This is a genomic window from Arthrobacter sp. NQ4, from assembly GCF_029077345.1.
Taxonomy (GTDB): domain Bacteria; phylum Actinomycetota; class Actinomycetes; order Actinomycetales; family Micrococcaceae; genus Arthrobacter.
Window position 1 is genome coordinate 25403 of sequence record NZ_JARETC010000020.1, and the last position, 11349, is coordinate 36751.

Consider the following 11349-nt stretch of genomic DNA (forward strand, 5'->3'; position numbering starts at 1 on the left):
GTACCCGGCTTAGGGCCAGGAGCCTTCTTCCTCGTGGCAGATCAGCATTTCCCTGACCTCGCAGCCGGTGGGCTGGTTCAAGGCGAAGAGGATGGCCTGCGCCGTGTTGGCGGGGTCGTTGAGCCGGGAATCGTCCTGCGGCTTGTACTGCTCGGTCCGGTCATCGAAGAACCGGGTTTTCATGCCGCCCGGGATCATGGTGGTCACGCCGATTTCGCCGCCGGTTTCCGCGGCCAGTGCATGGCTGAACCCCACCACGCCGAACTTGGAGGCGCAGTACGCGGTGGCATCGGCCACGGCGCGCTTGCCCAGGGTGGATGCCACGGTGACCACGCGGCCGTGGGTTTCCTTGAGGTAGGGCAGGGCCGCACGCACCACGGAAACGGTGCCCATCAGGTTGACCCCGATGACCTTTTCCCACTCGGTGGCTTCCACGTCGGCAAGCTTGCCGCAGCGGTCGATCCCGGCAGCAGTGACCACCGCGTCCAGGCCTCCCAGGGTTTCGGCGGCTTCCCGGACCGCGTGCTCCACGGCCGCGCGGTCCGCGACGTCCACTTCGAACGCCTTTACCCCGGAGACGGCACTGATGTCGCGGTCCAGGACCACCGGCGTCCCGCCGGAGCGAAGGACGGCGTCGACGACGGCGGCCCCCAGTCCGGAGGCACCTCCGGTGACAAGGACGCGTCCGGGCGTGGTGGCGGCAGTTGCGGTTGATTCTGCGGTCATGGTGTTCCTTTCAATGGGGAAAACAAGACAATGCGAAGAGAAGTTCAGCTGACCTTGGCGAGCGCGTCCGCCAGGCCTGTGGTGGAACGGGCGGGGTGGAAGGGAACGGTGAGGCAGCGGCCGCCCCACCGTTCCACCAGGTCGGCCTCGGGCAGGCGGGCTCCCTTGTAGTCGCCGCCCTTGACCCAGATGTCGGGTCGGAGCCGGTCCAGGGCGGCTTCGGGGGTGTCCTCGTCGAAGACCATCACCGCGTCCACGCATTCCATCGCGAGGAGCAGTTCGGCCCTGTCGTGCTGGCCGATGATGGGCCGCTGCGGGCCCTTGAGCCGCCGCACCGAATCATCCGAGTTGAGGCAAACGATGAGGCAGTCCCCCAGTTCCCTGGCGGCGGCGAGGGACCTGATGTGGCCGGCGTGGATCAGGTCGAAGCAGCCGCCGGTGGCCACTACCTTCCCACCGTTTTGGCGCACGGAGCGGGCCAGCAGCAGCGGTTCGGTGGTGCTCCGGCCGCGGCCCGGTGCACCACGTTGGTGGTCCGGGTCCGCATCCTGCCCCTGGGTATCGGGCAGCGCCGACACGCCTCCGGCCGCCAGGAAGTCGGCGGCGTCATGGACGGCGAGCGCCGCAGCTTCGGGAAGCCCGCGGCCAGCCAGGAGGTGCACTGCCAGGCCGGCCGCCAGGCGGTCGCCGGCTCCGCAGGGGTCCCCGGCTTCCACCCTTGGGGCTGGAACGGCGCGGGAAGAGGCATCCCCCTGCTGGAGCAGGACCGCCCCTTCTTCGCCTTTGGTCACCAGGACGGCCTGGCTGCGCCACCGCTCCAGCAGGACCTGCGCAACACCCTCCACCGAGGTGGGGACGTTCCCCGCGGCCTGGACCGCCTTGGTCGCTTCGGAAATGTTCGGTGTCACTACGGCAACCCCCGGTACCGGTTCCGGGCCTGAGGGGTGCGGGTCCCACACGATGGGCACCGAACCGGCCAGGCGGCCCAGCAGCCCGCGCAGCTGGGGGTTGGCTGCCAGTCCCCTGCCATAGTCGGCCACGATGACCACACCGGCTTTTTCCACTGCGCGCAGCATGGCCGGGGTGACGTCGGGGATGGGAGTGCGTTCGCAGCCCTGGTCAAAGCGGACCACCGGATGGGAGCCTGCCCGCACCCGGGTCTTGACCGGCGACGGGTAGCGGCTGGTTCCTGCCACGAGCTGCACTCCGGCGAGGTGCGTGCGCAACTGGCTGCCGGCGTCGTCATCCCCCAGCACTGTCACCAGGGTGACGGGCCAGCCGTCCTGGGCCAGCATGCGCGCCACCAGGCCCGCGCCGCCGGCACGGCGGCGGACGCCGGAAATGTCCACGACGGGGACGGGGGCGTCCGGGCTGAGCCTGGTGGCTTCACCGGAGAGGTCGACGTCGAGCATGACGTCGCCCACGACGACGATCCTCATTGCCGGCCCCCGTTTGCCATCCCGGGGAAAGGGGCCGGCGTGTGCCGGGCAACCTCGAGGTCGAAGGCGCGGCAGACGGCGTGCAGGGCGATCAGGTGCCCTTCCTGGGCGTTGGCGTTCAGGGCGTCGATCATGACTGCCTCATCGCAGGCGTCCGCCAACGGGTTGGGACCGGCGCCGGTCAGCGCCCAGGTGGTCATGTTGAGCCGGGCGGCCACGTCCGCGGCCCGCAGCAGGTTGGGGCTCTTCCCACTGGTGGACAGCAGTATCAGCACGTCGCCGGAGCGGCCGTGCGCGCGCACCTGCCGGGCAAAGACGTCGTCGTAGCCGTAGTCATTGGCGATGGCGGTCATGGCTGACGATTCGGCGTGCAGGGAGATGGCGGAGAAGGGGACGCGTTCGCTGTCGAACCGGCCCACCAGTTCCGCGGTCAGGTGCTGCGCCTCGGCGGCAGATCCGCCGTTGCCGGCAGCCAGGAGCCTTTGGCCGCGCAGCAGGCGCTGTGCCAGCTCCACGCCCCAGGCGGCGAGCCGGCCGGACTGGCTGCGCAGCGAGTCCAGCGCCGGAAGCACGTTGTCCAGGTGCAGGCGGACCGCGTCGGCGCTGGCGGGATCAACGAACGTGGCGCCGGGGAGCACCGCAGGCAGTGCCGGGGCTGCGGTCAGGGTGCGCAGGTCTGCTTCGCGCAGGGATGATTCGGCGGTCACAGTGCGGCTCCTTCCATCGGTACGATTCCGGCTGAAGCGCTGGCCGGCGCCCCGGCCACGGCAAGCTGGTAGGCCTTTTCCGTTTCCGCGGCCACCCGGTCCCAGGAGTAGCGGGTGCGGGCACGCCGCTCTCCGGCCTGGCCCAGCTTTGCCCTGAGGGTGGGGTTTTCCAGGAGCAGCGACAGGGCCGATGCAATGGCTTCGGGATCCCGGGGTGGCACGTGCAGGCCGGTGGCGTGGTCCACCACGGTGTCCCGCAGGCCGCCCACTGCAGCAGCCACCACCGGAACGCCGCACGCCATGGCCTCCAGCGGCACGATGCCGAAGGGCTCGTACCAGGGCGCGCACACCACGGCGTCGGCGCTGCGGAAGATGCCCGGCATTTCGGCCCGCGGCACCTGTCCCTGCAGCGTCACGTGTCCGGATACCCCGAGCTCGGCGGCAAGGTCCAGCAGGCGGCGGATTTCCGGGTCCTTGTGCATCACGGTGGAGTCCCCGCCGCCGCCCACGATCAGGAGTTCGACGTCCTCGAATCCCGCCGCTTTGAGGTACGGGAGGGAGCGGATCACCAGGTCGACGCCCTTGCGCGGCACCAGCCGGCCCACCGACAGGATGCGGTAGCGGCGCTTCCTTGCGGCCACCGGCCCCTCCGGCGAAAAGAAGTTCAGGTCCACGCCGCAGGGCGCGATCGAGATTTTTCCGGTGGCGATGCCCATGGCCTTGAGCTCGAAGACTTCGTCGGAACAGGTGGCGATGATCCGGTCCGCGGAACGTCCCACTCCCGGTTCCAGCCAGCGGCGTTCCTCGGGGCTGGTGTCTTCGGCGCCCTGGTGCCTGCGTTTGACGGTACCCAGCGCGTGGAAGGTCTGGAGCATGGGGACGCGGTATCCGGTCTCGGGCCGCCTGGCGGCGTCCAGTGCGGCCAGGCCGGACATCCAGAAGTGGCCGTGAACCACATCCGGCGGCCGCTGCCCCCAGTCCCTGGCCACCCCGTCCGCGAGTTCCCCCATGTAGGGCAACAGGTCGTCCTTGGGCACGTGGCGGTCGGGCCCGGCGTCCACGTGGACCACCTCGAGGCCGCGTCCTACCCGGACCCGTTCGGGGAGCTCCGTTGCGTCCCTGCGGGTATAGACGGTGACGTGGTGGCCCCGCTTGGCAAGGGCCTCGGACAGCGCGGCCACGTGAACGTTCTGGCCGCCGGCGTCCACCCCGCCCAGTGCCGCCAAGGGACTGGCGTGTTCGGAAATCATCGCGATTTTCATGGGGTCTTCCTCTCCCGCGCCGGGACGAGGATCCGCTCGTCCGGCCGTTCGTTGACGGAGTGCCGGGGCCGGCTGCGCAGGTCCGCCAGGAGCTCATCCCAGCGGTCCTGGAACTTGCCCAGGCCATAACGCTCCAGCGCCGCCTCCCGGGCGGCGAGTCCCCGCCGTCGGGCTTCATCCGGATTGGCGACCAGGCGCCCGGCGCACTGAAGCAGCTCATCCATGTCTGCCGAGACCACGCCGGCTTCCTGCGGCACTGCCCTGGGAGCTTCCGTGGCGGCAAGCACCACCACGGGCATTCCCAGGTGCATGGCCTCCAACAGGGACAGCCCCAGCGAGGTCCAGCGCATCGGGTGGACGTAGACCCGGCAGCGCGCAAGCTCCCGGTGCAGGTCCCGCGTTTTGAGGTCGCCACGGGACGTCAGCCGCGCGTCCCCGATTCCGGTGGCTGCCGCGAGCCCGTCGGTCTTCATGCCGAACACCTGCAGGGGCGCCACGGAGGCGAAGGCGGGCAGGAGGTCCGTCCCTGTGACCCGGCCACGCCGGACGGGCTCATTGACCACGACGCCCAGCTCGGGCAGCTCGCCCGTATACAGCTGTCCAGGGTCCGGGATCCCGTGCTCGATTACCGTGGTGGGGGCGGCGCCGTTGTCCCACGCCAACCGGTTGAAATGGGTCACGTGGACCACCGGGATCACGGTCTGGTCGGCGAGCGGATGGCTGATGTTTGGGAAATTGCCTTTGGGCGTGTTGTGTTCCACGAACACGGCCGGCAGGTCGACGCCGGGGATCCGGCCCAGGGCCCGGGCCACTTCGTCGATTTCTTCGGGCCGTTGGAGGACGACGGCGTCCACGGCGTCGCCGTCGAGGGCCGCCAGGTCCACCTCCCGCACTGATTCCGGCCAGTCCCTGCCGGCGCGGCCCAGTCCCCAGGCCCCGCCTTCGGGCAGGACGGGAAGCAGGTATTCGTGACGGCCGCGGACAAAAGCGTCCGTCCAGGAACCGTGGACATGCCAGAGCAGGATTCTCATCTGTTGCGGGCCTTTCTACGGGTGCTGACGTGGGTGCTGAAGGAGCTCACTCCGCTGATCAGGCGTTCCACGGCCGCCACGACTTCCTCGGGCGAGACAGAGTCGAGGCACGGATGGCCGGGAACCGGGCATACCCGGGCGCGGGACATGCGGCAGGGTGCGTTCTGGTCCCCAAGGAGTTCCAGGGGCACGCCGTAGGGCGCCCAGCGGATGGCCGGGACCACGGGTGAAAACAGGCACGCCACGGGTGTGCCCACCGCGGCTGCCAGGTGGGCCGGGCCGGTGTTGCCACTAATGACGGCATCGGCGCCGGCCATGACGCCTGCCATGGTGGCAAGGTCGGTCCGTCCGCCGAGGTCCAGGGCGGAGGGGCCCGCCACCGTGGCCGTCAGCGACGTCTCGCCGGGACCGCCGGTCACCACGACGCGGTAGCCGGCACCCTGGAGGAGCTCGACGGCGGCCGCATGGTGCAGAGGAGGCCACGCCCTGGCAGGAACTGCCGCTCCGGGGTGGACCACGACATAGGGCTCCGTACCCACGAGCGCTGCCACTTCGGTCACGGAGTTGACGCGCAGCTTTCCGTCATCGCCCGGAGGGAGCCGGAAGCCTGCGGCCTCGGCGATGCCCAGCGCCCGTTCCGCTTCGGGCTGGTCTTCGGGAAAGTCCTCCCCCGGTTTCAGGCGCACGTCAAGCAGCGAGCCGGCGTAATCGGTGGAGGCACCGGTGATGCGCTCCACGCCCGCCAGGCGCAGCAACAGGGCCAACGGCAGGGGTGATTGGTGGAAAGAGGTGAGGATAACGGCTTCGGTGATGCGGGAATTACGGACGTATTCGATCAGCCGGTCCGCGTGCGGGCCGGTCATCCGGGGTGCCGGATTCATGATCCAGGGGCTGTCCCAGCTGTAGACCTCGGCGACGCCGGGAAGCATGGCAGCGGCCGCTTCACCCTGCCGGCCGCACAGCATCACCACATGGTTGGTGCTGCCGCCATGCTGGGCGCGGCCGTTGGCCACCGCGCGGACCGCGGGGCCGGCCAGAAGGACATCGCCCATGCTGTCCAGCCGGGCCACCAGGACGCGCCCCATCAGGGCGTCTCCTGCAGCAGGCTTACGGCGGACGCCAGATCGGAAGCGACCAGCCGCGCCGCGGCCACCTCCTCGGCACGGGTTACGGGCGTGGGGACCAGGACCCCGATGGCGCCGGCAGCCTCTGCTGCCCCGACGTCGGCACCGATGTCCCCGATGAGGGCTGCCTCCGATTCGTGGATTCCCAGCTTGCGGCAGGCGCTGTGGACCATGCCCGGAGCGGGTTTGCGGCAGGAGCAGCCGTCATGCTCCGCGTGGGGGCAGACCTCCCACACATCGAACGGTCCCAGGAGTTCTTCCACCCGGGCATTGACCTTTGCCACGTCGTCGGCCGTAATCAGGCCGCGGGCAATACCCGACTGGTTGCTGATCACCCCGGTGGCAATTCCGTCCGCCCGCAGGCCGTCAAGCACTGATTTGGCGCCTGCTACGGGCCTTACCTTGCCGGGGTCACCGTTGTAAGGCACATCGATCACCAGGGTCCCGTCCCGGTCAAACAGGACAGCCCGGAGCTTGGACATTTCAGAGCTTCCCATAACCAACCAGTTCCCTCCTGCTGTTGCTCCTAAACAAGGCCGCGGGCTTTCCGGCTGCGGCAGCGGCGTACGAAGACGCAGTTGAGCAGGCAAGATGTAGGGTTTGTGCAGTGCCGCGCAGCAGGGCTGCTACCGGGTCCCGGTACCGCCGTGGCGCCGGTCCACGCGCTTGACGGGAGCGCCGGCATGCCCGGCCCTCCCGGTCCGGTGGAACGGTGCAACGGGGCCGGCCGGGTGGCCTGGCCGTACGGCGCGGCCTGGCGTTCCGTTGCCGGCTGTGGCCTCCGGGCTCCCGGATTGCGTGCTTTCCTCCAGCCTGCGCTGCAGTTCCACCAGCACCTTGGCCAGGCGGCGGGAGACCTGCATCTGCGACATTCCCAGCCGCTTTCCCAACTGCACCTGGGTTTCCTCGCAGAAGTAGCGCCGGTACAGAAGTTCGCGGTCGGAATCGTCCAGGTCCTGCATCGCCTCACGGAGGCAGGCAAGCTCTTCAAGCCGTTCCAGCGGAGTTTCCGGGCATGCCAGCACCTCGCCGATGGAGGGTGCATCCGAGTTCGGGTTCACGGCGTCGAGGGAGTCCGGGTGCATGCTGCTGGACGCCGAAATGGCCTCCTGCACCTCTGCCGGGTCACTGTCCAGCTCCCCGGCCAGCTCCGCAACGCTGGGGTTGCGGCCCAGGGATTGGGTCAGCTCCGGCTCCGCCCGGAACAGGCGGGTCCTCAGGTCCTGGATATGGCGGGGCGGGCGGACAACCCAGGTCCGGTCCCGGAGGTACCTCTTGAGTTCGCCGGTGATGGTGGGCGCGGCGTAGGCGGGGAAGCTCTCCCCTTTGGCCTGGTCGAAACCACGCGCCGCCTTCACCAGGCCCAGATAGGCCACCTGGTTCAGGTCAGCCCGCTCCCTGCCACGGGCTTCAAAGCGCGCTGCGAGAGCTTCTGCGAGGTCCAGGTACCTTAGGACCAGGTCGTTTTCGAACGCCTCCCGGAGCCGCCCTGAGGTGGCGGGAGGGGTTTGCTGGGATACGGATACCGGCTGTGGATGGTGGACGGGCGCAGCGTCCACGGCTAGTGCGGCAAAGGATTCGGGCATGAGTGTGGTTTCCCTCGGTCTGGTTCCGAAAGCCTGCGGCAAGACTTAGAAGTAGGAAATCATAAGCTTGCTTATAAAACAATCCTTCTCCGCTATAAGCTCGGAATGTAAACGGCAACCGGACCAACCCGCCTAGGAGTCTCGTCATGCGCATTGCCATCACCGGAGCCAGCGGAAATGCGGGAACAGCACTGCTGCGAAACCTGCAGCGCCAGCTGAAGAGAAAGCCCGGAAGCCTGGAGCTGGTGGGAATCAGCCGCAGGCTTCCCGACACGTCCCGGGAGCCCTACGCCGGCGTGCACTGGCACACCTTGGATGTGGGCCTGGAGCGGGACATTCCCCGGCTGGAGCAGGCGCTGGACGGGGTTGATGCGGTAGTCCACCTGGCGTGGCAGATCCAGCCGAACCGGGACCTGGACATGCTGCACCGGACCAACGTCATGGGAACCAGAAACGTCCTGGATGCCGCAGGCCGGGCGGGAGTCAAGCAGGTTGTCTGCGCCTCTTCGGTGGGCGCCTACAGCAAGTCGGGTAAGGACCAGCGCAGGGACGAGTCGTGGCCGGCGGGAGGAATGGCCGGTTCGCACTACAGCCGGCACAAGGCCGAACAGGAGAAGCTCCTGGACGGCTTCATGGCCGCGAACCCGGGCATCGCCGTCGCGCGGCTGCGGCCGGCTCTCATCTTCCAGGAACACGCGGGGGCTGAAATCGGCAGGTACTTCCTTGGCCGCGTCCTGTCCCGGCTGTTGCCGCCCAAGCCATGGCTGCCGATACTGCCCGTCCCGGACAACCTGGTTTTCCAGGCAGTCCATGCCGACGATGTCGCCGAGGCCTATTGGCGGGTGGTGGACCAGCGTGCCAGCGGAGCCTTCAATATCGCCGCCGAGCCGGTCCTGACACCGCAGGAACTGGGGCGCATCCTTGGCGCCAAGAGGATCCTCCCCATCCCCATGGCGCTGCTCCATGCAGTCGTTGACCTGACGTGGCGCGCCCGGGTGCAACCCACCGATTCGGGATGGGTGCAGATGGCCGCAGGCGCCCCCATCATGGACACCAGCCGCGCGGAACGCATTTTGGCCTGGGAGCCGAACGTTTCGTCGATCGATGCCGTCAAGGAACTGCTTGCGGGCATGGGAAAGGGGGAAGGAGTCAGTCCTTCCCCCGTCCTGAAGCCGCACCGCCCCTAAAGGCACCCGATGGAGGCCGCCACCAAAAAGGCGGCGGCCTCCATCTTTCATGGCTGCGCGTCAGATGGCAGCGCGGTCACATGCCGGTGCATTCAGATGCCGGTTCGAGGGTCGCCCTCGCCGCGCTCGTCCCGCACGCCATGCCCGGCGGCAGCGTCCCTGGCGTCCGCTTGGCGCCTCCGCCCAGCCTCAGCCTCTGCCTCAGGGATCCCGGCTTCGGCACCCGCCGCCTGAGCGTCATGGTGCCCGCCAAGGCCACCTCCGGCGTCAGGAGTGCCGTACCGCCCGCCACGGTCGGTGTCCGCACTCCCAGCACCGGGATACGCTGCATCCCCGCCCATGTCTGAGCCCATGTCCCGGGCAGGAGCCGCGTGGGCCGGACCGCGCCCGTCACGATTGACCTCGCTGCCCTGAAAATGCTGGGCGTCAAGCCCCTCGTGGCGCTCGTCCCGGGCGTCATTCAGTACAGGGCGATCCTCCCGGGCAGCATTCACTACAGGACGCCCCTGCCCGGCGTCGTATCCTTCGCGGCGCTCGTCCCGGGCGTCGTGCACTACGGGGCGCTCCTGCCGCCTGCCATCCGTCCCTACGTCGGGATCAAGTTCGTCCGCCTTCCGTGTACGGCTGGCAACGTCACCTCGCAGGGACTGGGCTTCCTGGCTGCGCTTTTCTGCTTCCTGGCGCAGCCGTGCAGCGTCAACCTGCGCCTGCTCGGCGTCCGCGCGCGCCCGGATGGCTTTGGCCTCCCGTTCGCGGGCATCAATTTCCATGTTCTCGGCTTCGCGCCGGATCTCGGCGGCCTTTTCCCGGTGCTCCTGGTCCCGCTTCTCCTGCATGGCTTTCCGGCGCCTTCCACCGGCCAGGAGCAGCAGCACGATCAGTACCACCACAACAACGGCAACTACCACCCATACCCATGGAGCTGTATCCACGTTTCCCACCACTTTCCACTTCGTTGTGACCGGGCAGGCCCTCGCCATTCCGGCTGACATTTTTGGAACGGTTATAACTCGCTTAGCAAGGGTACTTACCTTTCATTAGTAATCATGCTTATCATTTTACGGCCAGTATTGCTGGTTCTTGATCAACAACCGGCCTTCTTGGAAAGAGAGCGAAGATGACAGAGAACCAATGGCCCGAGGATCCCGCATACACGGCTCCCCCGGCCAATACAGGAATCCCTGGCGAGCGGGAGCCCGCCACCTTCCCCTCAACCGCTGCTCCCCTCGCCGGCGGCAGCCAGGCTGGTGACGCCTACGGCACGTCCCGCAAGGACGCAGCCAAGGAAGAAGCAGCCGATGTTGCCCGGACCGCAGCGGGATCGGCACAGAATGTAGCCCAGACGGCAAAGGAAGAAGCCGCGAACGTGGCGCATGAGGCGAAGGCCAATGCGCAGGACCTGCTGCACCAGGCAAAGTCCGGCCTCACCAGCCAGGCGGGCACCCAGCAGCAGAAGGCCGCGGAAGGCATCCGCAACATCTCCACCCAGCTGCACAGCATGGCCAACGCCCCGGACCAGCAGGGCATGGCCGGCGACCTGGTCCGCCAGGCGGCAGAACGCACCTCCTCCATGGCCACCTGGCTGGAAAACCGGGAGCCGGGTGACCTCCTGAACGAGGTCCAGCGGTTCGCCCGCAACCGCCCCGGAACCTTCCTGCTCCTCGCCGCCGGCGCCGGCGTCCTCGCCGGACGCCTCACCCGCGGACTCACCGCAGGCCCTCCCGAAACATCCACTGCCGGCACCGGTGCAGCGGGCCTGTCCGGCCAGTACTCCGGCGCCACCTACGGCGACCAGTACAACCAGTCATACCCCGTTGCGGGCGGGACGGTTCCGCCCCCGCCGGTCCAGCTGCCCGCACCGGCCACCACAACGGCCGGATACGACGGCGGCGCACCGGGCAGCAGCTATCCGGAAGCAGCAGGTCCGGCCAGCGGCCTGGACAGCCCGCAGCTCGTGGAGGAGCCCTGGTCAGGAAACCAGCTCTCCGACGACCCGCTGCGCGACCGCGCCCTCGCCGACGATCCCATGGCAAACGATCCCCTCACCCAGGACCGCACCCGGGGCGGCCAGACGGGTGGTCTGTGATGAGTAGCCAGATTCCGGAGCCGCCGCCCAGCGCGGCGCACGTGAAAGCGGACAACGCCTCACTCGGTGACCTCCTCGGGGACGTGACCCGTGACCTGTCCACCCTGATGCGCCAGGAAGTGGAACTGGCCAAAGCCGAACTCAAACAATCCACCTCCCGCGCAGGCAAAGGCGCCGGCATGCTCGCCGGCGCCGGGATCG

12 protein-coding genes are annotated in these 11349 nt (G+C 68.5%); 3 read left to right on the top strand and 9 right to left on the bottom strand.

Annotation, left to right across the window (positions count from 1 at the left end; all coding sequences use genetic code 11):
• Positions 1-9 precede the first annotated feature (9 nt).
• From PUN51_RS20120 to PUN51_RS20155, 8 genes are all read right to left on the bottom strand, one after another.
• Positions 10-726, bottom strand: a complete 717-nt coding sequence (locus PUN51_RS20120; protein WP_159633779.1) for an SDR family oxidoreductase — start codon at positions 724-726, stop codon at positions 10-12.
• A gap of 44 nt (positions 727-770) precedes the next feature.
• Complete coding sequence (locus PUN51_RS20125) at positions 771-2165, bottom strand: PfkB family carbohydrate kinase (RefSeq protein ID WP_275182295.1); 1395 nt, start codon at positions 2163-2165, stop codon at positions 771-773.
• Positions 2162-2872, bottom strand: a complete 711-nt coding sequence (locus tag PUN51_RS20130; protein WP_275182296.1) for a D-sedoheptulose-7-phosphate isomerase — start codon at positions 2870-2872, stop codon at positions 2162-2164. The genes PUN51_RS20125 and PUN51_RS20130 overlap by 4 nt, the downstream gene beginning before the upstream one ends.
• A complete protein-coding gene (locus PUN51_RS20135; protein WP_275182298.1) occupies positions 2869-4134 on the bottom strand; it encodes a glycosyltransferase in 1266 nt (421 codons plus the stop codon). The genes PUN51_RS20130 and PUN51_RS20135 overlap by 4 nt, the downstream gene beginning before the upstream one ends.
• Positions 4131-5165, bottom strand: coding sequence for a glycosyltransferase (locus PUN51_RS20140; protein ID WP_224024592.1), 1035 nt, complete (start codon positions 5163-5165; stop codon positions 4131-4133). The genes PUN51_RS20135 and PUN51_RS20140 overlap by 4 nt, the downstream gene beginning before the upstream one ends.
• Positions 5162-6250: a glycosyltransferase family 9 protein gene (locus tag PUN51_RS20145; RefSeq protein ID WP_159633790.1), complete on the bottom strand. Its 1089-nt coding sequence runs from the start codon at positions 6248-6250 to the stop codon at positions 5162-5164. Before PUN51_RS20145 ends, PUN51_RS20140 begins: the two co-directional genes overlap by 4 nt.
• The gene (locus PUN51_RS20150) at positions 6250-6786 is read right to left on the bottom strand and encodes a D-glycero-alpha-D-manno-heptose-1,7-bisphosphate 7-phosphatase (RefSeq protein ID WP_224024588.1); all 537 of its coding nucleotides are present in this window, start codon (positions 6784-6786) and stop codon (positions 6250-6252) included. The genes PUN51_RS20145 and PUN51_RS20150 overlap by 1 nt, the downstream gene beginning before the upstream one ends.
• A gap of 129 nt (positions 6787-6915) precedes the next feature.
• The gene (locus tag PUN51_RS20155) at positions 6916-7875 is read right to left on the bottom strand and encodes a sigma-70 family RNA polymerase sigma factor (RefSeq protein ID WP_275182300.1); all 960 of its coding nucleotides are present in this window, start codon (positions 7873-7875) and stop codon (positions 6916-6918) included.
• 146 nt (positions 7876-8021) lie between these two features.
• On the opposite strand from PUN51_RS20155, the gene PUN51_RS20160 reads away from it, so the two are divergent.
• Positions 8022-9062: an NAD-dependent epimerase/dehydratase family protein gene (locus PUN51_RS20160; protein ID WP_275182301.1), complete on the top strand. Its 1041-nt coding sequence runs from the start codon at positions 8022-8024 to the stop codon at positions 9060-9062.
• A 92-nt stretch (positions 9063-9154) separates the two neighbouring features.
• On the opposite strand, the gene ccmD is transcribed toward PUN51_RS20160, so the two are convergent.
• Positions 9155-9994 (bottom strand): heme exporter protein CcmD, encoded by an 840-nt coding sequence (gene ccmD, locus PUN51_RS20165; RefSeq protein WP_275182302.1) that lies wholly within the window; start codon positions 9992-9994, stop codon positions 9155-9157.
• 185 nt (positions 9995-10179) lie between these two features.
• Here ccmD and PUN51_RS20170 point away from each other — a divergent pair, with 185 nt between their 5' ends.
• Positions 10180-11148: a hypothetical protein gene (locus PUN51_RS20170; RefSeq protein ID WP_275182303.1), complete on the top strand. Its 969-nt coding sequence runs from the start codon at positions 10180-10182 to the stop codon at positions 11146-11148.
• The coding region (locus tag PUN51_RS20175; protein WP_275181341.1) for a phage holin family protein at positions 11148-11349 on the top strand (202 nt) is incomplete at its 3' end. The genes PUN51_RS20170 and PUN51_RS20175, both read left to right, overlap by 1 nt.